Annotated in this window: 18 protein-coding genes and 2 pseudogenes; 12 read left to right on the top strand and 8 right to left on the bottom strand. The window is 68.8% G+C overall.

Annotated elements, in window-relative coordinates:
• Positions 1-3 precede the first annotated feature (3 nt).
• Positions 4-678: a GAP family protein gene (locus tag OHA21_RS16250; RefSeq protein WP_328474827.1), complete on the bottom strand. Its 675-nt coding sequence runs from the start codon at positions 676-678 to the stop codon at positions 4-6.
• Positions 679-894: 216 nt separating this feature from the next.
• Between OHA21_RS16250 and OHA21_RS16255 the strand changes: the two genes are divergently transcribed.
• The gene (locus OHA21_RS16255; protein WP_328474829.1) at positions 895-2,244 is read left to right on the top strand and encodes a DUF1254 domain-containing protein; all 1,350 of its coding nucleotides are present in this window, start codon (positions 895-897) and stop codon (positions 2,242-2,244) included.
• A 91-nt stretch (positions 2,245-2,335) separates the two neighbouring features.
• Here OHA21_RS16255 and OHA21_RS52735 read toward each other — a convergent pair.
• Positions 2,336-2,647, bottom strand: a pseudogene (locus tag OHA21_RS52735) (zinc ribbon domain-containing protein); the annotation flags it as partial.
• A gap of 14 nt (positions 2,648-2,661) precedes the next feature.
• On the opposite strand from OHA21_RS52735, the pseudogene tnpA reads away from it, so the two are divergent.
• From tnpA to OHA21_RS16285, 6 genes and pseudogenes are all read left to right on the top strand, one after another.
• Positions 2,662-2,877, top strand: a pseudogene (tnpA, locus tag OHA21_RS16260) (IS200/IS605 family transposase); the annotation flags it as partial.
• 108 nt (positions 2,878-2,985) lie between these two features.
• Positions 2,986-4,368, top strand: coding sequence for a DUF1254 domain-containing protein (locus tag OHA21_RS16265; protein ID WP_328474831.1), 1,383 nt, complete (start codon positions 2,986-2,988; stop codon positions 4,366-4,368).
• A gap of 63 nt (positions 4,369-4,431) precedes the next feature.
• Positions 4,432-5,661, top strand: coding sequence for an ion channel protein (locus OHA21_RS16270; protein ID WP_328474833.1), 1,230 nt, complete (start codon positions 4,432-4,434; stop codon positions 5,659-5,661).
• Between the two features lie 427 nt (positions 5,662-6,088).
• A complete protein-coding gene (locus OHA21_RS16275) occupies positions 6,089-6,271 on the top strand; it encodes a hypothetical protein (protein ID WP_328474835.1) in 183 nt (60 codons plus the stop codon).
• A gap of 207 nt (positions 6,272-6,478) precedes the next feature.
• Positions 6,479-7,084, top strand: a complete 606-nt coding sequence (locus OHA21_RS16280) for an RICIN domain-containing protein (protein ID WP_328474837.1) — start codon at positions 6,479-6,481, stop codon at positions 7,082-7,084.
• Positions 7,085-7,338: 254 nt separating this feature from the next.
• Entirely contained in the window at positions 7,339-8,310 is a 972-nt protein-coding gene (locus OHA21_RS16285) for an ERCC4 domain-containing protein (protein ID WP_328474839.1), read from the top strand.
• Between the two features lie 6 nt (positions 8,311-8,316).
• On the opposite strand, the gene OHA21_RS16290 is transcribed toward OHA21_RS16285, so the two are convergent.
• Positions 8,317-8,478, bottom strand: coding sequence for a hypothetical protein (locus OHA21_RS16290; RefSeq protein ID WP_328478436.1), 162 nt, complete (start codon positions 8,476-8,478; stop codon positions 8,317-8,319).
• Between the two features lie 44 nt (positions 8,479-8,522).
• Between OHA21_RS16290 and OHA21_RS16295 the strand changes: the two genes are divergently transcribed.
• On the top strand, positions 8,523-8,864 hold the full coding sequence (locus OHA21_RS16295) for an SDR family NAD(P)-dependent oxidoreductase (RefSeq protein ID WP_328478438.1): 342 nt from the start codon (positions 8,523-8,525) through the stop codon (positions 8,862-8,864).
• Here OHA21_RS16295 and OHA21_RS16300 read toward each other — a convergent pair.
• Both OHA21_RS16300 and OHA21_RS16305 read right to left on the bottom strand, forming a co-directional pair.
• A complete protein-coding gene (locus tag OHA21_RS16300; protein ID WP_328474841.1) occupies positions 8,857-10,197 on the bottom strand; it encodes a CotH kinase family protein in 1,341 nt (446 codons plus the stop codon). The two genes, OHA21_RS16295 and OHA21_RS16300, sit on opposite strands and share 8 nt — an antisense overlap.
• A gap of 230 nt (positions 10,198-10,427) precedes the next feature.
• Positions 10,428-11,327, bottom strand: a complete 900-nt coding sequence (locus OHA21_RS16305) for an alpha/beta hydrolase (RefSeq protein ID WP_328474843.1) — start codon at positions 11,325-11,327, stop codon at positions 10,428-10,430.
• A 288-nt stretch (positions 11,328-11,615) separates the two neighbouring features.
• On the opposite strand from OHA21_RS16305, the gene OHA21_RS16310 reads away from it, so the two are divergent.
• Entirely contained in the window at positions 11,616-12,986 is a 1,371-nt protein-coding gene (locus OHA21_RS16310) for a carbohydrate-binding protein (protein ID WP_442875101.1), read from the top strand.
• A gap of 89 nt (positions 12,987-13,075) precedes the next feature.
• Here OHA21_RS16310 and OHA21_RS16315 read toward each other — a convergent pair whose 3' ends face one another.
• Positions 13,076-13,417: a hypothetical protein gene (locus OHA21_RS16315; RefSeq protein ID WP_328474845.1), complete on the bottom strand. Its 342-nt coding sequence runs from the start codon at positions 13,415-13,417 to the stop codon at positions 13,076-13,078.
• A gap of 346 nt (positions 13,418-13,763) precedes the next feature.
• Here OHA21_RS16315 and OHA21_RS16320 point away from each other — a divergent pair, with 346 nt between their 5' ends.
• A complete protein-coding gene (locus tag OHA21_RS16320) occupies positions 13,764-17,300 on the top strand; it encodes an NB-ARC domain-containing protein (RefSeq protein WP_328474847.1) in 3,537 nt (1,178 codons plus the stop codon).
• Here OHA21_RS16320 and OHA21_RS16325 read toward each other — a convergent pair.
• Entirely contained in the window at positions 17,278-18,462 is a 1,185-nt protein-coding gene (locus OHA21_RS16325) for a glycosyltransferase (RefSeq protein WP_328474849.1), read from the bottom strand. The genes OHA21_RS16320 and OHA21_RS16325 overlap by 23 nt on opposite strands.
• A 197-nt stretch (positions 18,463-18,659) precedes the next feature.
• Here OHA21_RS16325 and OHA21_RS16330 point away from each other — a divergent pair, with 197 nt between their 5' ends.
• Positions 18,660-19,058, top strand: coding sequence for a hypothetical protein (locus OHA21_RS16330; RefSeq protein WP_328474851.1), 399 nt, complete (start codon positions 18,660-18,662; stop codon positions 19,056-19,058).
• 97 nt (positions 19,059-19,155) lie between these two features.
• On the opposite strand, the gene OHA21_RS16335 is transcribed toward OHA21_RS16330, so the two are convergent.
• Entirely contained in the window at positions 19,156-21,381 is a 2,226-nt protein-coding gene (locus OHA21_RS16335) for a discoidin domain-containing protein (protein ID WP_328474853.1), read from the bottom strand.
• A 579-nt stretch (positions 21,382-21,960) separates the two neighbouring features.
• Between OHA21_RS16335 and OHA21_RS16340 the strand changes: the two genes are divergently transcribed.
• A complete protein-coding gene (locus tag OHA21_RS16340; RefSeq protein ID WP_328474855.1) occupies positions 21,961-23,292 on the top strand; it encodes a sensor domain-containing phosphodiesterase in 1,332 nt (443 codons plus the stop codon).
• Positions 23,293-23,652: the final 360 nt, after the last annotated feature.

Here is a 23,652-nt window from a genome sequence, read left to right on the forward strand (position 1 = left end):
ATCTCACCAGAGGACGGTCAGCGCGTCACCGACCAACTTCGCGCCGATGACCAGGCACAGCACCGACATGATCACGGCGTTGTGCGCGCTCATCCAGTCCTTGAGCCGGGCCAGCAGATCCTCCGACCGCTTGCCCATCGCCAGGTAGAGCACCACCGGCGCGGCAACACCCAGACTCGCGATGGCCGTGAAGACCGCGTACGCCGCCGCCTGCTGCCCGCCCGGGATACCCGTCTGTGCGATCGCCGCCGCCCCGGCCACCGCCAGCAGCAGATTCTTCGGATTCGCGGCCGAGAGCAGCACCGCCATGCCCAGCGACTTTCCGGCACCGAACTGGTCGATCGCGTTCATCCATCCCGGCATGGACGCCTCCTCACCGGAGCGCGGGCGACCACGGAACTGGCGTGCCGCGATGGCCAGCACCAGCACGCCCAGCACCAGCTTCAGCCAGCCGACCCAGGTCGCCGCGCCGTCGTCGCCGGTGCTGGCGGACGGGCCGGCCAGTGTCAGCACGAGCGCGCCGACCACGCCGAGACCGAGCAGCCAGCCGAGCACGAACGCAGGCCCGTTGGTGCGGGCCCGCGGCGTGGTCAGCATCAGGATCACCGCGATGATCGGAATCGGGCTGAGCGCCACACCGACGGCCGTGGGCAGGGACTGTCCGATCGCTTCACCCATACCCGCACCCTGACCGGTGAAGGCCCGGCACTCATCACCCCGGCGAGATGAAGCCTGTACGGCTGAGCCTCGATGCCAGCCTCGGTCGCGGTCTTCGCGAACCGGGCCTCGCCTGCCAGGTCGACGGCGTGGGGTTCGCCCTGCAACATGCGAATCGGGTGAACTCACCCGCCCTGGGTGAGGCCGATTGCTGGCCGGGGTCGCTGTACTCCAGGGGTGAAGCAGCTACCGAGTTCCGTTGAGGTTGTCCGTATCCGGGGCGCGGCCCTGCTGAACAGGGCCGTGGAGGCGTACAAGTTCTTCTACCCGACGCTGTCGATGGTGCTGAACTTCGAGGCCCTGGAGAAGTACGGCGCCGCGCCGAACCGTGGTTTCCTCATTCAGCTGACCACGCCGGACATCGTCACACTGACCCAGAACTCTGACACCCCGTACGGGCTGGCCTGGGGTGACGCCTCGGCCGGCCCAGTCGTCGTGGAGATTCCGGCGGGACCGCTGATGGGCGTCGTCGACGACACCAACTTCCAGTTCGTGACGAACATGGGGCTGGTCGGTAAAGAAGCAGGCGCCGGAGCGAAGTACCTGTTCCTGCCGCCCGGCCATGACGGAACCGTGCCGGACGGCTACCAGGTGCGCCAGCTGCTCACCAACCACTTCCTGATCTGTGCCCGGGCGCCGTTCCCGGACCCGAAGCAGGGTCTCGACTACCTGCGCACGATCAAGCTGTACCCGCTCGCCGACGCCGGCGACCCGCCGCCCAACGACTTCACCGACGTCTCCGACCGGCAGCTGATCGCCAACCCGTGCGAGGTCGACGGCACCTTCGGCGTGTGGGAGGCGCTCAAGCGCGCCCTCGACCTCGATGTGCCGTCCCCGGCGTACTACAACGCCTACGGCATGCTCGCCGACCTCGGCCTACGAAAGGACCGGCCGTTCGAACCGTCACCGCAGCTGCGAGAGATCCTCACCGAGGCCGCCCGGATCGCCGACGAGCAGCTGGTCGTCGCTGCCTTCGCCAGCGACGTACCCGAGCGGCTGGTCTGGCCCGACCGGCACTGGGAGTGGGTGGTGTTCTCCGAGGGCAGCAACGGCTACTACGAGGACGGGTTCCTGCGCCTGTCGGTGCGCGAACGCTGGTTCTACCAGGCCACCCTGGAAACCCCGAAGATGTTCATGCACCAGGAGGGCGCCGGGTCGATCTACTGGCTGGCCAACACCGACGCCCACGGCGCCGCACTCGACGGCGGGAAGAGCTACACGCTCACCGTGCCGTCGCCGGTGCCGGCCAAGCAGTTCTGGTCGGTGACCCTGTACGACCTGGACACCCGCTCGGAGATCAACACCGAGCAGTTCAAGCCGGTGCTCACCTCGCTGCGCGACGACATGCCCCCGGACCAGGACGGCAACATCGTGCTCCACTTCGGCCCCGAGCGGCCGGCCGACGCCGACGCGCCATGGCTGCAGACCAGGCCGGGCGCCCAGTGGTTCGCCTACTTCCGGGTCTACGGACCTGGCGGCCCGGCGTTCGACGGAACGTGGAAGCCCTCGGACTTCCACCGGGGCTGACGGCGCGCCTCACGGTCGACGCTTCGAGATCCGGGTCAGCGATTTACAACGCCACGCAGGCCGAGGAAACCGACGAGAGGAACTCCAGCACTTAACGATCCCCACGAATGAAGTCGGGGGATTTCCCTCCGGGGCTGTCAGGCCCTGGATTCCCAGCTCGGACTGCATCCGACCAATCCTCCCGGAAGGAGGCGATCTGATGTCTGACGTCGTCGGCACTGGCACGGTCGCGTTCAGCCGTGGCCAGGATCGTCCTCGCGGCGTTGAGGTCACGGCAGGCGGTGTAGCCGCAGGCCGTGCACTCGAAAGCGCGGATACCCAGTCCGAGGCGGAGATTGGCTCTCTCGCCGCACCCGGAGCAGGTCATCGTGGTGTAGGCGGGCGGTACCGGCACTACCTGGCGGCCCGCCCGCTCGCCACGTGCACCTGCTGGTCACCGTCGATCCGCAGTAAGGCATCCACCGCCTCGTCAAGCAGATCAAGGGCCGGTCCTCCCGCCTGCTGCGCACCGAGTTCCCGCACCTCAAATCCCGGATGCGGACCCTCTGGACCAACTCGTCCTTCGCCGCCACCGTCGGCGGCGCCACCCTGCAGAACGTGAACAGGTATGTCGGGAACCAGCGCAACGCCTGACCAGACACCTATCCGCCTTGACGGCGGACCGGCTTTCCTTGACCTGCTCCGCAGGCAATCCGATTCCTCCCCACGGCTAAGGCCGGGAATTTCCACGGAGGCATTTCGATGAGCATCGCAGATCAGGACCACACTCTGGCGCTGCCGAGTGGCAGCTCCGCACTCGACCCGTCGTACGTCGCGGCGCTGTCGCAGCTCGCGTACGTGTGGGGCTATCCGATGGTGAACATGATCAACCGTCGTGCCCGGCTCAGCGCCGCGCCTGAGCCCGGCCGCCTGGGCGGCGTGCTCCCGGCCTCCCCGACCGGGCAGATCGCGATGCTCAACGACTACATTGAGCCCGACGAGCGGTTCATCGCCTGCCCCAACCAGGACGTCGTCTACGGCCTCGGCTTCTTCTCCCTCGACGAACAGCCGGTCGTCGTGCAGGTCCCCGACTTCGGCGACCGGTTCTACGTCTACGCCTTCTACGACGCCCGCACCGACCAGTTCGGCCACCTCGGATCACCGTACGGCAGCCGGGCCGGACACTACCTGCTCGTCGGACCGAGCTGGGACGGCAAGGTTCCGGAGGGCCTCACCGACGTGTTCCGCAGTCCCACCACCCTCGCCAACGCCATCCCCCGGATCTTCATGGACGACACCGACGAAGACCGGGCCGCGATCCAGTCCGTGGTCAACCAGGTTATGGTCTACCCGCTCACCGAGTTCACCGGCGAGATGCGCACCAAGGACTGGGCCGACGTCCCCAGCTTCGACGCCGGCCCCAGTACCGGAAGCGGCGAGACGAAGTGGGTCCTGCCGGAGACCTTCTTCGACAAGCTCGGCGAGGTCCTGGACAGCATTTCCCCGCAGCCTGGCGAGGAGGCGCTCTGCGCCCAGTTCTCGGCGCTGCTCGAAGCCGGGGCGCGCGACCCGCAGATCAAGGCGCAGATGGTGACGGCGTTCCAGGCCGCCGACGACACCTTCGTGGCGAACGCGATGCTCTGGAAGTTCAACGGCAAGGACGCCGGCAACGGCTGGAACCGGTCGGTCAACAACTCCCAGTGGGGGCTCGACTACTACAACCGAGCGGCGACAGCGCGCTCGAACATGTTCGAGAACCGGCCGAACGAGACGCAGTACTTCTACACCGACCTCGACAGCGGTGGCCGCCGGCTCGTCGGCGAGCAGCGTTACGAGGTCACCTTCGCCGCCGGCGGCCTCCCGCCGGTCGACGGGTTCTGGTCACTGACGATGTACGACCCGGACCACTTCTTCTACCCGAACGACCTGCGTCGGTTCTCGCTCGGCACGAAGAACAAGTCTCTCGTCTACGGCGACGACGGCTCGCTCACGATTGTCGTCGGTCACGGTTCCCCGGGTGGTGAGCGGAAGGCGAACTGGCTTCCCGCGCCGGCGGGCGCCTTCTCGCTCTACCTGCGCGCGTACGGCGGCCAGGCCGGGATCACCGAGGGCACCTGGGTCCCGCCGATCGTCACCCGGCGATAGCGCCGCGGCATGCCAGGATCGCCCCCGGCGGGCGGCCGCGTCCCCGTGCTCAGGCTGCTGGCGATGACACCGGTCGCGATGGCGGTGGGTACGGGTTGCGCGCTCCTGCTCTGGGGGCTCTCGGCACTCGCGGGCGTGTTGCAACGGCTGGTCTGGGACGACGCCTCCGCGGCTCTCGGGATCGCGGCCGACTCCGCGGTGTGGATCGTCACCGTCCTCACGATCACCGGGCTGGCCGTCGGTCTGGTCATCCGGTTCGTGCCCGGTCACGCCGGGCCCGACTCCGCCACCGTCGAGCTGGTGTCCGAGCCCCTTCCGGCCGCAGCGGTCCCCGGGCTGGCGCTTGCGCTGGTGCTGATGCTGGCCGGCGGAGTCAGCCTCGGACCGGAGAACCCGATCCTCGCGGTCAACGCGGCGCTGGCGGTCGCGATCGGCGGGCGCCTACTCACGCGCGTACCCGTGCCGCAGTGGATCGGGATGACCACGGCGGGCACCATCGGTGCGATGTTCGGGACACCGGTCGCGGCGGCGTTGATGCTGTCCGAGATCAACGCCGGCGACCCCCGGATCCCGCTGTGGGACCGCCTCTTCGCACCTCTGGTCGCGGCCGGCACGGGGTCCTACGTCATCCTGCAGTTCACCGACCTCGACATGGCTATCAGCCTGCCCGCAGAGGACATCGGCGGACCCACGCACGTCGCGATCGCGGTCCTCATCGCCCTCGTCGCCGGTGCCGCCGGCGTGGCCGCGGCGTACGTGCTCGACCCGCTGCACCGCATCCTGCACCGGATCACCAACCCCGTCGCCTTGCTGACCGCCGCCGGGCTGGTCCTCGGGCTCCTCGGCGCGCTCGGTGGGCCGATCACCCTGTTCAAAGGGCTCGACGAGATGAAGGACCTGTCGAGCTACGCCGCCACCACGACGGCCCTCGGCTTCCTCGGGCTGGCCGCCGTCAAGCTGGTCGCCATGCTCGTGGCCAGCGCCGCAGGCTTCCGGGGCGGTCGCATCTTCCCCATGGTGTTCGTCGGCGCCGCGCTGGGCTACTGCGCACACGCATTCTGGCCGCAGCTACCGGTGACGCTCACCGTCGCCGCCGCCATCACCGGCATCGTCGTCGCCGCCACCCGCAACGGCTGGCTCAGCCTCTTCCTCGCTCTCGCCGTCGTACCCGACATGCAGCTGCTCACTCCCCTGCTCTTCGCGACCCTGGCCGCCTGGTTGCTCGCTTCGAACCGACCCGAGCTGCGCGCGCGGGGACCAGCCGAAGCGCCGAATGGCCGCACGCAACCCTGAGCCGACGATGATCGGTGACACCCCCGCGCCGGTGAGCCGCGCAGGCATCGGACGTCCATCACGCCAGGGCGCCATCAGCGGTTCGCCGCTGGCGCTGGTGATGGGCAGCGGGTCCAGCTGCAGGCGCAATAAACGAGGGGCCCGTCCGGGAAGAGTTCACCCGGACGGGCCCCTCGCACATTATTTCAATGGAATAGCGGTAGATAGCCTTACGGTATATCGGGAATTGGCCTGTGTCGATCATCGGACACCGCTCAGAGACACGATTCGCCGGGGTTACGGCCTCGGCGATCACTGTTTCCGGGCCAGGCTATGCACCCGATTCTGCTGGGGGACACAGCTTCGACACCCAAATCCTTGCAGGTCAGGTGCGCTTTTCTTTCACCGGGCCTCGATCAGTCAAATCCTCTCTGGACAGGATCGATCGATGTTGCTGGCCGCCGGCATGAGCATCCGTGATGCTGCCGGGCATCTCGGTTACTCAGACCCCGCCTTCACCTTGCGGGTCTACACCCATCTGCTGCCCTCCAGTGACCGCCGCGCTCGCCGAGTCTTCGACGACTTGTTTGAACACGGCCTGGATGGTCCGGACGGCTTGACGACGGTCTGAGGCGCGCTTTGATTTCCATCAACCCAGTTCAAGGCCATGATCACTATCTCGATCCGGCGCACAGGCCGACGCGTCCGTCGTCATCGAGTTTACGAGTGTCCCGCGGCGCATCACTGATCTTGCACTCCACCCAGAATCGTATACGATCGCATCGATGGCTGCCGACGTCCATGGGCGACGGTCCACTCCTACTGACGGGAAAACGTTTTGCTGGGCATCAGCCTCCAGGTCACGGGCGTCGGTCGACGACGGTTGGGCACCATCCTCGCCGCGTCGCTGATTACCGTCCTGAGCTTCGGGTCCGCAACGCAGGCCGCTCCCACGCCGGCGCGACAAGTGAACGCGGCGGGCGCCGAATGGGTTTATATCATCAACTACCTCACCGGTTCCGTGCTCGGCGTCAGCAATTCGAGCGCAAACAACGGAGCACCGATCATCCAGTGGAAACGCGAGGGCAATCAAGACCAGGCGTGGACGTTCAGTGAGCCGCTGCACACCACCAACACGTTCCAGTCCATCCGCAATGGTGGCACCTCGAAATGGATGGCAATGGGCGTCAGCGCATCAAGTACGAAAAATGGTGGCAAGATAATCCAGTGGAATTATCTTGTACTAAGGGATCAGATGTGGTGGCTTCGACCGGCCGGCAAGAACAGCTCCGGGGTCCCCTATTACCGGATCGAAAACCTGAACAGCGGTAAGTGCGTAGGCATTCCCAATGGGACCTTGCAGCCCGTACAGGCCATCCAATGGACATGCTCAGACGATTTGCCTGACCAGTGGTGGTATCTTGCGCCCTGGTCAGCCCAGTAAGGGCAATCGCCAACCAGCAGAAATTGTGGCCTCGAATCCTGCCGGATTCGGGGCCTCGCTGGCTTCGATTCGCCAGAGGGCTTCGCTCCCTGCCAACGCCTGGCGCCGCAAAGCCGAACATCGCCTCGCCGCAGCCATCCGCGCCGGTGAGCTGGACTGGGTGCCGCTGGCCCCGGCCGCCGGATGAGCACCACCGGCGGACTCACCGCCGCACCGCGAGCACACAGCCCGCACCGAACGGCACACTGATCGGTGTGGACCTGTTGATCGCCCGCAACCCGGACCCCGACTCGCGGCTGCCGTACCTGCTGCGGATCCCGCTCTCCGGCGGCCTGGTGTTCCGCACCTCGGGCACCTGGCCGCGGGAGAACGCCCTCTACTGCTACCCGGTCAGCACCGACGAGTGGCCGGCGCACCCTGAGCTCGTCGAACGTACCCCGCTGCGTTCCTGCACCCGGCGCGGCGCCGCCATCGACTTGGTCCTCGACCGCGGCCGCGAGAACCGCTCCCAGCTGGTGTTCACCACCGCCCGCGGCCGCGACGCGGTGTTCTGGCAGTCCGCGCGCACCCGCAAACAGGCCCGCCCGAGCGTGCGGCTGCCCACCGCCCGGGCCGCCGGGATCGCCGAGCTGGAGATCGTGGTGGACACCCGCGAGCAGTACCCGTACCGGTTCACCGGCCAGCAGGTGACCGTCGTGCGGCGGGCGCTGCCGGTCGGTGACTACGGCGTGACCAGCGCCGGGCGGCTGGTGGCAGCGGTCGAACGCAAGTCTCTGGCCGATTTGGTGGGCAGCCTGACCGGCGGCAAATTGCGCTATCTACTCGCCGACCTCGCGGCACTGCCGCGCGCCGCGCTGGTCGTCGAGGACCGCTACTCACAAATCTTCAAACTCGATCGGGTACGCCCGGCGGTCGTCGCCGACGGTCTGGCCGAGGTGCAGGTGCGCTGGCCGGGCGTGCCGATCGTGTACGCCGAAACGCGTCCGCTCGCCGCCGAATGGACCTACCGATACCTCGCCGCCGCGCACGCCTGGGCCGACACCGAAGACGCGGCGGCAGCCCGGATCGGACCGGCGATCGGCGACCTCGCCCAGGCACCGGCGGCGCCCGGCCCGTCCAGCGCGGAGATCCGCGCCTGGGCCCGCGACCAAGGCCTACCGGTCTCCGACCGCGGCCGGCTACGCCCGGAAATCATCGTGGCCTGGCAGACCGCACACGGTTCCTGAGCGGCATCACTGCGGGCCGGCGACCTCCACGGCCACTGCCATGAGGTCGGTGACCGCCCGGGTCGTATGTTCTTCACCGGCACGCCAGTGCGCCACCTGACCTGCGGTGGCCGGCTCCCAGTCACCGCCGTCAGCCTGGACGGCCCCCTCGCCTTTCACCGCGATCAGGAACTGATCGACCGGGTATCACCGGCTCGCTCACCAACACCAGAATCGCGCACACCGCCACCAAGGGTGGTGTGGTCGCCATGACCAGGCAACTGGCCGCCGAGGCGCCACCCACGGCATCCGCGCCAACTGCAATCAGCCCCGGCATGATCCGCACACCCGCCACCGAGAACGATCTGCTCGCCGCCGACCATCCGATGCGCACCATCGCCCGGGCCATCCCGCTCGGCCGCATCGGCACACCCGAAGAGGTGGTCCGCTGCGCACTGTTCCTGGCCTCCTACGTCACCGGCGCGAACCTCGTCGTCGACGGCGGCTGGTCGGCCGTCCTGCCGGGCGCCTCGCAGGCCTGCACCCTTTCGCCGGCATGTCCGGCGGTCAGGTGAAGTTGGCCTTGATGGCGTCGGCCTCGCTGGTGATGGTGTCGGCGTTGACCAGGTCGGTGGCCTTGGCGGTGAGGACGGCGGCGCGTTGCTGGAGGATCTCGGCGGCCTTCCCACTGGTGTAGAGGCCGGCCCTCAGGTCGGTGAGCGCCTTGTCGTACGAGGCCTTGAAGGTCGCGTCGGCGTTGAACCTGGTGACCAGAATGTTGCTGCGCCCGCCCATCCGGCCGCCGCCTGCGGGGGCCTGCATCTGGCCGCCGCCGTCGGGGGCGCCGCTCGGCATCACCGCGCCGTTGCGACCCGGGCCGCCGCCCCGGTTGCCGCCGCCACCGCCCATGCCGCCGAAGGCCAGGTTGTGGTCCCACGCGACGACGGTGAACTGGTCGGTGTCGGTGGTGTAGCGGAGATACGAGTTGTTGCCGGGACCGTCGATGTCGTCCGAGTTCTTGATCAACTCCTGGAAGGCCAGGTAGGTCGTGAACGCCGACACATCGAGGTGCTTATCCAACTCAGCGGCGAAGGTGGCGTCGTCGGACTGGTTGATGAACTTGAGGAAGGCGGCGAGCGGGGCGTAGTTCTCGTTGTCGGTGTCGCTCTCCTGGTCGAAGACGTCCTCGTAGTCGGCGGCGTCGTCACCGCGGTAGCTGTAGTCGCCGTCGGCCTCAGCCTTGTAGAGGATGCCGGCGGAGGAGAAGTTGGCGGCGTCCCACTGGTCGCCGGGATTCTCCACGATCAGCCGCAGCACCTCGGTGCCGCCGTTGACGCTGAGCCGGGTGGAGACCGACTTCTGGGTGGCCAGCCCGGCGAGGCCGAGCAGTTCGAGAGCGACCGCCTCGTTGAGGGCGGTCGCCGAGTTGTTCGACCGGACCACGAACTCGGTGTAGTCACCGAACGCCTGCCCGTCCACGTTCTTGTCGAGGCGGACCAGCCACGGCAGATCCTGCGGCTTGTCGGAGGAAAGTTCGCCACCCGGACCACCACGACCCTGCTGGCCGCTCCCGGTGTCGGTGCTGCCGGCTTTGGTGAGCCCGCGCAGCGTCGAGTTGCCCTTGAGGCGCAGCCCAGCTTTCTCGAAGGTGGTGCCGTCGATGGAGACGGTGGCCTCGATCCACTTCTTGGAGCTGTCCGCGACGTAGGCGTCGATCATCGCGTCGTAGTCGGCCTGCTCGAACGTGAACCCGATGTCGTGCACGGTGCTGTCGTCGAACAGCCCGCTGCCCGCGGTGTCACCGCCTCCCGAAGAACTGGTCTCCGCGCAGGCGCCCAGCACGGCCAAGCCGACGACGCCGGCGAGCGCAGCGCCGAACGATCGGCGGGACAGGGTGTAAGGAGGCATCAAGGTCACCCTTCGTCACGGGTACGGCTGACCAACGCAAGGAAAGCCGGTCATCCGAGGATCGGCTTGTGCCCCGCCTGTGCCCTCGCTGAAAGCCTCGGCCGACTCGCCGGGCACCGAATCGCGCCGCACGAGCAGAGCTGGAGCAGCCTCCGACAGACGCGTGCCGAGGATGCAGCCGGACCAACGAGGATGGCCGTTCTGCCCGGGCAGCCTTGGCTAATCGGCACTCATTCGTGAGGTGAAAGCCGGTCCAATTCGTCGAGCCACCTCCGCATGACTGCCAGACCTTCCCGGTAGTGGACCGATGTCGGCTTGTTGAGGAACCCGTGGGAACTGCCCTTCACCACGGTCGCGACCACCGGGACGCCCTCATCGCTGAGGCGCTCGGCGTACAGCTCGCTGGAGGCCCGCAGCGTGTCCGCGTCCGCGTCGACGAACAGCGTCGGCGGAATGCCGCCGACCGCCGCCGTCGCCGGAGACGCCGCCGGGTCGTCGAGCACCGTCACGTCGCCGACGAAGTTCAGGGTGATCCGGCGGTACGCCTCCGCGGTGAACTGACGTCTCACCGCCGAGGCATCGATACTGGCCTGCAACGCGGCCGGGATCGACGGCAACTCCACGTGAAAGGCGCCGTAGGCGAGGATCAGGCCCGCCGGCCGGTGGCCTTCCGCGCGAAGGGTGGCGGAGGCCGACAGGTTCGCGCCGGCACTCGCCCCACCCAGCACCACCCGGCGCGCCGGATAGCGGCCGACCGTGTCCAGGTAGGCGTCAAGTACATCGTGAACCGGCACCGGGAAGTTGTTGCGGTGCGGCCGAACGGGACGTCTCGTCAGCAGCAGCGGCAGAAACGACACCTTGCGGTAGTCGACCGCGACGACCGGCCGCCCAGTACGCGCCAGATCCATCGCCACCGCATGCGACTCGGCCATCCGCAGGCTGCCACCGACATAGGCGCCACCGTGAACCCAGACGACCACCTCGGCATCGGGCCGCTGCACCGCCGGAAGGTACTCACGGGTGCGCACCGGGCCATGCCGGCCGGCCACCTTCCGGGAACGCCAGGTCACCTCGGGATCCACCATGCCGGAGATCATCCACGGTGCGGGCTCACCCGAGTGAACCGGCATGTGCCTGCATGTGACTCGGTCAGGCCACCCGGCCCAGCTCCGGCGTGTACGGGCACCACCGTCGTCCCGCCGATCGACGTCAGCCGTGCTGATGAGCCGACGACAGCGGCGGCGGCCCTGGTCGCCGGCATCGTGGGATCCGTGGTCGTCGCACACCGGGCGAACTGGTGGACGCCCGGCGCCAAGGCATCGACGGTCGAATATGTTGACACGGTCACGTAACCGGACGGAAACTTCTGAGAGCGCTCTCTCCGCCGTTCTCCGCGAACTCGGAAGAAGGTCATCCCCGTGACACTGCGTACTCGCCTGGCGGCCGCAGCCGCCACTCTCCTCACCGCCGCCGGCCTGACAGCGATCGCCGCCTCCGCCGACGCGGCGCTCCCGCCGCCCCCGTCCGGCTGGACCCAGGTCTGGGCCGACGACTTCACCGGCGCCGCCAACACCCTGCCCAGCGGCGCCAACTGGATCATCGACACCGGTCACAACTACCCCGGCGGCCCGGCAAACTGGGGCACCGGCGAGATCCAGAACTACACCAACAGCACCGCCAACCTGGCCCACGACGGGTCCGGCAACCTGCGCATCACCCCGATCCGCAACGCCAACGGCCAGTGGACGTCGGCCCGCATCGAAACCCAGCGCACCGACTTCAAGGCGCCGACCGGCGGCGTCCTGCGCATCGAAGGCCGCATCCAGATGCCGAACGTCACCGGCGACGCGGCCCTCGGCTACTGGCCGGCGTTCTGGGCGCTCGGTGCGCCCTATCGGGGCAACTACCAGAACTGGCCGGCCATCGGTGAGTTCGACGTGATGGAGAACGTCAACGGGATCAACTCGGTCTGGGGTGTGCTGCACTGCGGCGTCAACCCGGGCGGCCCGTGCAACGAGACCAACGGCCTGGGCGCCAGCCGCGCCTGCCCCGGCTCCACCTGCCAGTCGGCCTTCCACACGTACGCGTTCGAATGGGACCGCAGCGTCTCGCCCAACCAGCTGCGCTGGTACGTCGACGGCCAGCAATATCACACTGTGACCCAGGCTCAGATCGGCGAGCCGCACTGGTCGAACATGACCAGCCACAACGGCTACTTCCTGCTGCTGAACGTGGCGATGGGCGGCGGCTTCCCGAACGGTGTCGCCGGGTTCACCACCCCGACCGCGGCCACCGTCTCCGGCCGCTCGATGCTGGTCGACTACGTCGCCGTCTACACCCGCGGCGGCGGCCCCACCACCCCGCCCACCTCCAACCCGCCGGGTGGAGTGCGCGACGCGTACGCCCAGATCCAAGCGGAATCGTTCAACGCCCAGGGCGGCATCGCCACGGAGGCGTGCAGCGAGGGCGGGCAGAACATCGGCTGGATCGCCAACGGTGACTGGGCGCAGTACAACAACGTGGAATTCGGCAGCGGTGGCGTGCGCGACTTCGTCGCCCGGGTGGCCTCCGGTACCGCGGCCAGCGGCCTGGTCGAGGTACGCATCGACAGCCGCTCCAACGCACCGATCGGCAGTTTCGCGATCGCCAGCACCGGCGGCTGGCAGACCTGGCGTTCGGTGCCCGGCAACGTGGCGAACGTGACCGGGCGGCACACCGTCTTCCTGACTTTCACCAGCGGTCAGCCGAACGACTTCGTCAACGTCAACTGGTTCCAGTTCCGCCGCTGAGCCGTACCTGAACGATGCGCCGCGACCGACGGCTGATTCCCGGGACCTACTCGGAGGTATGACCGGGTCCTGGGAATCAGCCGGGTTGATCAGCGCCGAACCGAACCGCGGCGGCAACCAGGGCACGAGCCGCGGCAGGCTGTTGGTGGTGGCGATCTTGTCAGCGCCAGGGTGCACAGCGCCAACGCCGTCACCACGATCGTGCGCGAGCTGAAGCGGCGCATCAGCAGCGGGCCCAGGGTGGAGCTGATCACGCCGCCGACCAGGACCGGCGACAGCACCAGGCCGGCCGCGTCGGCGGCGGTGGAGAAAGCGGCGGGCAGGGCGAACGCGGCGGCGACGCCCTGCAGCGCCCGGCCGGCGAGCAGCACAGGCCGCAAACCGAACTCCTCGCTGATGGCCGGCAGCGCCGTGGCGACCGCCACCGGCACCGCCCGCCACCGGTCAGTGCCGCGGCCGCAGTCGGGCGAGCCAGCCCACCGTCTCGTACGGGATCTACAGCTGGTCGGAGCCGAGGGACCGCACGTACGTCGATGACGTCGATGGTCACCGGCGCCTGGTCCTCACGCCGCACGCCGTAGCCGCAGTCCGGGATGCGTCGACGACGTGCCGCCGTCACCTCGTGTGTCGCTGACGGAAAGCCAAGAGCCCGGGAGGCCACCTCGTTGTCGTAGTGGACAGATCACCTCTGACATGGCATTCCAGTCGGTGATGTCCGGTCGCCGCGACGCTGCCGTACGCTGTTGCTCTCCGGCGCCCGCAGGCGGAAGGCGGTGCATGACAATCAGACGCCGGCGCAGTCTCCTGGCGGTCGTGCTGCCGCTCGGCGCTGTCTCCACTCTGCTCACCGCAGCCCTCGCGATCGCCGTCAACGCCGCGACAGCGCTTCCGCCGCCCTGGCCGTACGGCTTGGAGGTACTTCGGCGGCACCCGTTCGAGTCCGTCGCTGTGATCAACGCTGCGTTGCTGATCATCGGTGCCGTCATGCTGTCGCTGAGCCATCGCAGCGAGGCGAACGCAAGCGACGGTCCGCTGCCACCTGCCCCGGCGGCAGTGCCGGGCTGGGTGATCGAGCGTCCCACCGAGCTGCGCGCCCTGATTCAGCAGTTGACCACCGGCCGGACCGTCGGCATCACCACCGCGTTGCACGGCGCCGGCGGGTTCGGCAAGACCACGCTTGCCGCCATGGTGTGCCGGGACCGGCGGGTGCAAAAGCGTTTCCAGGGCCGGATCTACCGGGTCACTCTCGGGCGTGACCTGCGCGATCGCGCGGCGATCGCGTCGAAGGTCTGCGACCTTGCCGAAATGATCAACGGCAAACGTACGGCGCTCGAGGACGTCCGGCTCGCCGGCGAGCACCTCGGCCGGATCCTCGACTCGCACAAGCCGGTTCTGCTGGTCATCGACGACGTGTGGGACCGTGCGCAGTTGGAGCCGTTCCTGTCCGGGGGCGCAAAGTGCGCACGACTCATCACCACCCGGAGCCCGTCGACACTGCCGGAGCAGGCGGCGACCGTCCTGGTCGACCAGCTTTCGTGGGCTCAGGCCCGGCAAATGCTCACCTGGGAGCTGCCGCCGATCTCCAGCTCCCTGCTCAGCGGCCTGCTCGGCGCGACCGGCCGATGGCCGTTGCTGCTGCGGCTGGTCAATCGCATGCTGGTCGATCTCGTGCATGCCGGGGCTGTCGCGGACAGCGCCGCTGCCGACGTCCTGGCCCGGCTTCGCCGTTTAGGACCCGCGGCCGCGGATCCGAGTGAGCCCGGGCACGTCGACCTCGACGAACCCGAGCAGCGCGCACTCGCCGTCCAAGCCACGATCGACGCGAGCCGGTCCCTGCTGACCGACGAGAACAGGCAACGGCTGGCGGAGCTCGCGATATTCGCCGAGGACGAGCAGATTCCGGTCGAAGTGGTGCTCGCTCTGTGGCAGGCGACCGGCGGACTGGACCCGGTCGACGGGCGCCGGCTCTGCCGGCGCCTGGCCGATCTCGCCCTGCTGCAGCTGTCCGCGCACGCCGGTGGGCACCTCAGCGTCCACGATGTGGTACGCGACTTCCTGATGCACGAGCTCGGCCGGGATCAGGCAGCACACCTGCATACCGCCCTGCTCGACGCGTTCCGGGTGCCTGCCGCCGCCGCGCCGCCCGGGACAGCACCGACGTCCCCGGCACGGGTGCCGGCCTGGTGGACGCTGCCCGCGAACGCGCGGTACCTCTGGGACCAGTTGTTGTGGCACCTCACCCACGCCGGCCGCACCGACGAGGCGGAAACGCTGGCCACCGACCTGCGATGGATCGGTGCGCGGCTGCTGCGAGAGGGGCCTTACGCCCCGCTGGCCGACTTGGCTGCGGTGGGCACACCGCGTGCCGACACGGCTCGCCGCGCCCTGCAGCAGGCGGCGCATCTGCTGGCGCCGACCGAGCCCGCGCACGCGCTCGTCGACGTGCTCCACGCCCGCATGCACGGCAGTCCCCTCTGGGGTGAACAGGCGGCGCAACCCTCGCCGCTGTCCCACCCGCCACGTCTGAACCCGGCGTGGCCCCTGCCCGATTCCCATGTGCAATTCGACCGGGTGCTCGACGGCAACCGTGCCACCGACGTGATGGCGGTGGCACCCAACGGGCAGTGGTGGGTGAGCGCGGGCCAGCAGGTGCGCCTGTGGGACACCACCCGGATGCAGGTACGCGCCACCCTCACCGGTCACCGCCGGGCAGTGCGCGGGGTGGTGATCGCACCGGACAGCTCCTGGCTGGCCACCGCCGGCGGTGACGGCGCCGTGGGCATCTGGGACGCCGCAACAGGGGCACTGCGCACCTGGTTACGCGGGCATTCGAGCTGGGTCAAGGCGGTCGCCGTCACCCCGGACGGGGAACGCCTGGTGACGGCCGGCGGTGACGGCACCGTCGGCGTCTGGAACGTGCAAGGCGGACAGTGCGTCGCGATGCTGACCGGGCACCGCGGTGCCGTACACACCGCGACCGTTGCCCCGGACGGCGACTGGTTCGCCACCGCCGGCAACGATGCCACGATCCGCGTGTGGGACGCGACGTCGCTGACCGAACGTGTGGTCCTTCACGGGCACAGCGGAGCGATCCACCAGTTGATCGCCGAGACCGGCGGAAACGGCCTGATCAGTGCCGGAGACCGGACCGTACGGGGATGGGACTGCGCAACCGGAAGACTCGAGAGCGAACTCGTACGCCACGACAACCCGGTCACCGGTGTGGCGATGCCGTCGCACGGGCAGTGGATCGTCACGATCGGCGACGGCCGCCTCCAGATGTGGGACAAGTCCGGGCGACGGCTCGAGCCTCCCACGGACCGGCGTCCGTGGGTGAACGCGGTCGCCGTCTTCAACGACGACGACCGGCTGGCGATCGGCTACGCCGACGACACCGTCCAGATCGTCGACGCCCGCCCGGCACGCGTGAACGCCGTGGCGCCACCACACGCCGAACCGACGACCGCAGTCGCGTTCGCCCCGGACGGCCGCATCGTCGGCTCCGCCGGGCGCGACGGCGGCACCCGGCTGTGGGCGGTGTCATCACCCGACCTCGTCACCGCCACCGACGATGTCGCCCGGGCATTGCGGTTCCGGCCCGACGGGACAGCCGCCGTCGTCGGGCGCACCGGCGTGGTCATCTACGATCGGCTCGGCAGGATCGTGGAGTCCTGCACCGTGGGCGTCTCCCCCGGGGAATCAATCGACCTGGCGCTGGACGGCTCCTGGTTCGCCGCCGTCGACGCAAAACACATTCGCCAGTACCGGGTGCCGTACGGCGCACAGATCAACGAATGCCCCGTGGACGTGGAGCGCATCACGACGATCCTCGCGCACCCCGACGGCGACCGGGTCGTACTCGGCTCGGCCGATGGGTTGCACCAGGTGCACATGGCGTCTCGCCGCCGGTTGTGGAGCACGCCTACCAGACGGGTCAGCGCGCTCGGGATCGCACCCTCGGGAGACCTGCTCGTGGCCGGCTTCGTGGACGGCACGCTCGCCGCGTTCGACGCATCGACCGGAACGGAGCGGTGGTCCACCAGCCGGCATCCCGACGCTCCGCCGCCGGACGGGCACACCAGCCCGGCGCCCCGTCAGGTCACCGCCGTTGCCTTCGCGGCGGACGGGAGCTGGTTCGCCGCCACCGACAACGACGGATCCGTGCGACTGTGGGACGCTGCCGCCGGCCGCTGCCTCACCATGAGCCGCACCGACGGGCCGCTGTCCTGCTGCGCGGTGTCTGCCGACGGCCAGCGGGTCGCCGTCGGCGGCGGCCGCGGCATCACGATGTTCACCGTAGATACCGCCCGCTGAGTGCGGTCCGCACCAGCTGGCGTCCCTCGAGACACGCCCGCAAGGCGGCCTGGAGATACCGGATCATGAGCCCGGCGTTGAGGTAGCGCAACAGAAGAACCTGCAACGGCGCGATGAGGGCCGGCGCCAGCCGTTCACGGCTCATCCTGAGTGCGACGGCCGCCACCAAGATGTGCCCGGCCAGCACGGACGCCCACGCGACGCCGAGATCCGCGTTCCCGGTGACGACCGCGACCACAAGGGGTGCCTCCGCCAGCGGTGCGAGAACCGGTACCGCCACCTGACCGACGAGGGCGGCCCGCCATGACCACGAGTCCGGTTGCCGCTGCTGCTGTCCCGGCGCGCGCAGATACTTGCCGACCCGCAGAATGGTGGCCGCCGTCCACCTCCCGCGCTGCCGGCGCAGTTGCCACAGCGAGCTCGGGACCTCCGTCCATGCATGTGCGGCCGGCTCGTACACCACCTTCCAGCCGTCGCGCTCCAGCGAGATGATCGCATCGACGTCCGGCCGCAGCGTGTCGTCACTGAAGCCGCCGGTCTCCTGCAGCGCCCCGCGGCGGAAAGCCACGGCACTCCCGGAGCCTGCGTACGCGCGACCCCATCGGCTGTGACGCGCCGGGTTGAGCCGCGTCTCGTATTCGACATGCAGCACTCGGCTCGTCCACGAGCCGCGATTCCCCACCTTCGTGTGCGCCGCGACCGCGCCGACCTGCGGGTCAGCGAACGGTCCGGTCAGCAGGCGAACGAGGCCGGGTTCCACGACGCCGTCGCCGTCGACGACCACGACGAGGTCGTGCCGACTCCAGGCGAGGCCGACGCTGATGCTGTCCACGTAGCCGCGATGCGGCGGGCGCACCACCCGAACGTTCGTCAGGCCCATCGCCTCGACAAGGTCGCCAGTGCCGTCGGTCGAGCCGTCGTCGACCACCACCACCTCGATGCCGTGTGGATGGTCACCAGTTGCTGCGGCACGCACAGCCGCCGTGATGCCCTCCTTCTCGTTGTAGGCCGGAATGATGACCGAAACCGGGCCAGGCGGCACCATCGGATCCCGGTCGTACCGTTCGCGGGCGCGCAGACAGCGCACCAGGAGCGCGATGACCGCTAGGTCACTGAGCAGCACAATGATCATGCTCAGCCGCTCCACCACTGGAATAGCCACGTCAGCAGGTATACCAGGGCCGGCAGGCAGCTCCGTCCGGGATTCCGCCGACCGGGTACGCCGCGGCCATCGCCGGCCGGGCAGTGCGGCGGCTCGACATCCATGATGGACGCGTTCGGGAAAGCGTCCATCGAGAGGATCAGCGTGTGACCGCACCGACTCGCACACCCCGTACCTCCCGGCCGTGGCACCTGTGGGTGGCCGCCATCGTGATACTGGCGCTGTACGCGGGCGGCGCCCGCGACTATCTGCTTATCCTCGCCGGCGACACCGGCTACATGAGCCGGCAGTTCGGACCCGACGGCGTCGCCTACTTCACCGGCTATCCCCTCGCCTTGCGCGTCGTCTGGACGATCAATATCGTCGGCGGGCTCGCGGCTGCATGCCTGCTGCTGGCACGCAGCCGCTGGGCGGTCGTGGCGGCGGTGACCAGCGCGACAGCCCAGGTGGTGTTGTTGGTGGCGACATTCGGATTCCGCGACCGGTGGGCGGCGCTGGGGGCTGCGACGTCGTGGTTCGACCTCGGCATCGGCGTCGTCGCCGTGCTGTTCGCCGGGTACTGCCGACAGCTGGGGCGCCGAGGGCTGCTGCACTGACCCCGCCCCGAGGACGGCCACCGGTGCGGATCGCACCGGTGGCCGCCGGGTTCACATCACTGCTGCTATCGGAATTGCTGCTACCGGACCGTGCGGGTCAGGGGTAGGCCACGACCTGACGGGGGGTGGTGTTGCCGGCGGGGTTGGGAACGGCGCCACCGGTGTCGTTGACGACGTTGGCGATGGTGCCGACGTCGCCGAGCGAGACGGTCAGGACGCTGCGGAGCCGGACCCCGGGCCGGTTGGGCACCTCGAACGCCCGGTCCACTCGGACACTCGGGTTCACGTTGAAGTAGCAGTAGGAGCCGCCACCCCAGAGCTCGTGGTCGGTGACGTTGTCAGCCACCTTGTAGGCGGCGTAGCCGTTGCCGCGAGGGCCGATCCAGGCAGCCTGATTGGGTACGTCGTACGGCTTCTCGTTCTGGAAGAAGATCGTCCGTCCGCGGTTACCGTTCCAGATCACCTCGTACTTCTGGTAGTGCTCCACGAACAGGCCGGTGGCGAGGACGTCGTCACCGTTCACGATCAGGCCGGTGTCGCCGGGGTTGACCGTCCACCCGGTGGGTGCGCCGCCGTGGTCGGCCCGCCAGGCCCAGATGTGGTCGATGATCGTGTCGTCGCTGTGCACGACGAGGGTGGTGGTGGCCTTGCCCTGGACGCTGCTGCCGATGCGGAAGAAGACGTCCTGCAGGCTGATCGGGTTCGCGGCGTGGTCGGTGTGCACGCCGGCCCGTCCGACGCTCATCAGCGTCGGGCTGTTCGTCGTCCCGGCGTCGAAGGTCAAGCCGCTGACCTTGACACCGTCCACGTCGGCGACGTTGAGGGCCTCGACCCCGCCGGTCGGGATCAGGGTCGGGAAGCCGATGCCGGTGACCACGGTGTTGGCGCGGGTGACCCGGATCGTCTCGCTGAGTGAGTAGGTGCCCGGGGTGAAGAACAGGTTCAGGCCCTGAGCCAGTGCCTGGTTGATCCTGGCGGCGCTGTCCCCGGGCTTGGCGACGTAGAACTCGCGCATCGGAATCGAGGTGCCGGCCGTGTTCGGCCAGGTGGCGCCGGCGGAGTTGCGCCGCAGAGCGGGAACGAACACGCGGTAGAGGCCGGCGCTGTCGACGTACAGATAAGGCTTCTCCCGCGTCACCGGGGTGGTCGCCAGGGTGGTGTGCGGCGGGTTCGGGAACGCGTTGGCCGGGGCGCCCTGCACGCCGGAGTAGACCATGTTCCACACCCCGCCGTCCCAGCGCCCGATCCGGCTGTCGCGGGTGTACCACTGCTGCTGGGAACCGGACGACACGACGCCGTCGACGATCGAATCGGCGAGGTAGCCGCCACTGGAGTAGCCCTGCCCGTTGTCCTGGTTCGACGGCGCCAGGGTCAGGTTGCCTTTGATGTGCACCCGGCGCATCGGGGCGGCCTGGGAGACGGCCCACCGGTTGGTGCCGCCCTCGGGCACGATCGACAGGTTCTCCATGCTGCGCCAGAAGTTCTGGGTCGCGTTGGACTCGTCACCGTAGTTCCAGCCCGAGTCGACGTTGATCGCGCCGTTGATCGTCACGTCGTCGGGATTGACGCCGAGACCGGCGATCGTGGTGTAGAAGCCGACGTTGGCCCAGACCCGCCCGTAGGTGCCGGGCTTGAAGAGGAAGACATGGCGCTGGCTGCCGAACTGCGCGGTCGGGCTGCGCAGCTGCGCGTTGAACGCCTGGTCAACGGCCGACTGGATGGTCGACGCCGGGGTGGAGGGCTCGAAGATCCGCACGTTCGGGCCGAGGTCCGGGGTGTCCGAGGTGGGAAGCGTCGGAGTCGTGCCACTGCCGAAGACCTGAAATTCCCAGAGCGAGTAACCGTACGGGGTGGCGCGCGTGGTGCCGTTCATCCGGACGTAGCGGCCGCTGCCGGTGACATTGAGGGTCTGCACACCGGCCCTGCCTGCCGTGACCGGACTGATGTTCGTCCAGGTGGTGCCGTTCGGGGAGGTCTGAATGGTGAACGCCGAGGCGTACGCCGCCTCCCAGTTCAGCACGACCTGGCTGATCGACTGGGTACTGCCCAGGTCGACCTGCAACCACTGCGGGTCGGCGAACGTGCTGGACCAACGGGTGCCGGCGTTACCGTCGACGGCGGCGGACGCGGGGAAGGCGGCACTCTCGACGGACGAGGCGGTGGCCGGCTTGCTCTGCGAGATCAGGGCGTCCGCGGCGCTGGCTGTGGTGGCGACCGAGACGACGGCGGCACCGAGGGCGGCGGTGAGAGCAGCGCTCAGCACGATCCGCCCGCGGCGTCGGCGCTGGTGCGGCGGCGGGGAGGTCAGGGTTGGGGATGTCATGGACCTGCCTGTTCGGACGGTGTGGTGGGAGTAATCGCGTGACAACGAGGGGAGAGCGCTCTCTGGATGGGATTGTTACCGCGGTGTTGCAGCTCGTCAATATGTCGATAACAAGCAATCGGCGCTGGCCGGAACAGTTATCGGCAAAAGTTTTCCCGGAAAACTGTTATTCCGCGCATCGAGCCTGGTGACAGAGGTAAAAGGCGGCGACTCCGGCCAACCTGCCCGACCGCACCCTGTTCGGTTCCGGAACCGCACCACGCCGGCACCGCCCAGCAACTCGTCCGGAAATCCACGGCGCGGCGAGAACATTTCGTCCGGTGATTTTCATGCCGCCAGGGATTTGAGGTCCCGGGTCGAGCAGGGTGAGCTGTACGCCCTTCTCGGCTCCCCCGGAGCCGCCCGCACGAGGGCGTCAGGACGGCTGGCAGGACCGGCGATCACGCGGGCCGGGTGGTGTTCGAACAGGCGCTTTCTCACGCCGGCGCTCTGCTCGCCGATTGAACTGGTATGACCGGTGATGTGCGCACCGCTGCGGCGGGACGAACAAGCGCGAGCGAGTTCGCCCGAGATCAGCGTGTGGTCTCCTCCGCCGTCGCGGTGCTCGCCGTCAGCCTGGCGGTCGCCATGGTCTCCTACGGGTGGGACTGGTGGGACGCGATCGACGAGGGCGGGATCCCCGAGCCCGACGAATGGCTGGGGATGGCCGGCGCGGCCTGCCTGCCGCTGGCTGCGGTGGCGATCGTGCGCCTCGTCCGGCTCCAGCAGGTGCTCGCCCGCCGGGCTCAGGAAGCCGCCGCAGCGTTCGAGGACACCGTGCACACCGCGCACGGCTGGGTCTGGCAGGCCGACACCGGCCTGCGGATCACGTACGCGAGCGATGCCGTACACGCTCTGCTCGGCCATCAGGGTGAGCACCTGGTCGGCCACAACCTGCTCGAGGTGGTGAGCGACGACCCGACGGCGGCCGCCGTGGACCCGGCCGACTGGCACGACCAGGTCACCCGCACCCGCCATCACGACGGCTCGACCCGGTACCTGAGCAGCACCGTTGCGCCGATGCGCGACCACACCGGCACGGTCGTCGGATACCGGGGATTCACCAGCGACGTCACTGCCGAGACGATCAGCTCGCTCGAGCAGGACGAGCGCCGGCGCACGGCCGAGCAGACGCGCATCCGTATCCAGCGGGCCATCCAGAATCCGGACTCGTTGCAGGTGATGTTGCAGCCGATCGCCGAGGTGCAGGGCCAGCAGGTCGCCGGGATGGAGGCGCTCGCCAGGTTCACCGAGGAGCCGTACCGGCCGCCGAACGAGTGGTTCGCCGAAGCCTGGGAGGTGGGCCTGGGTCCGGATCTGGAGCTGCGGGCCGTCGAGCTGGCCTACAGCCGCCTGGCCGAGCTGCCGCCGCACGCCTACCTGTCGGTCAACGTGTCGGCGCAGACCCTGCTCGACGATCGATTCCTCGACACACTGCTCGGACTCGGCGCGGACACACACCGGGTCGTGGTGGAGGTGACGGAGCACGCGCTGATCGAGGACTACGACGCGCTGGCCGATGTGCTGCACCGGATCCGCGCGCTGGGCGCGCGCCTGGCCGTCGACGACGCCGGAGCAGGGTACGCCTCGATGCAGCACATCCTGCGGCTGCGCCCGGACATCATCAAACTCGACCGCAGCATCGTGGCCGACAGCAACGTCGACCCGGCACGTTTCGCGCTGATCGGCGCGATGGCCAGCTTCGGGACGTCACTGGGGATGACCGTGGTCGCCGAAGGCGTGGAGACCGCGGGCGAGTTCGCGGCGCTCGCCGAGAACCGGGTCAGCCACGCCCAGGGCTACTATTTGGCGCGTCCCTCCGCCGAACCGGTCCTCGACCTGACCACGGAGCCCGCCACCCGTGCGGCGTGATCCCGCCGATCCTGGACGCAAAGGCCCGGAACACTGTCCCGCACGGCCCGCACGAGCAGCGTCGCGAGCGTGAACGACACAGCGACGACAAGCACAGCGGCAGCGGTCCGCAGTTGCGCGTCGGCAGGCGCCCGCAACGGGTGCCGAGGATCGGGGCGGTCGCGTTCCCATGCATTCGACGGTGCCCAATCCATGCCGTAGGTCTCGACGGCCTCATGACGGACCGATGTCGATCCTGCCCGGTCTGCGGAAACCGGACGACGCCGGCCTGTCCACCAGCGACTGGCCGGGCTCGACTCACCGGGCGCACCGCTGCCGACCGTCACACGATCGACATGATTCCGCGCATGCAGCGTGAGG

This window comes from Actinoplanes sp. NBC_00393, assembly GCF_036053395.1.
Taxonomy (GTDB): Bacteria; Actinomycetota; Actinomycetes; order Mycobacteriales; family Micromonosporaceae; genus Actinoplanes.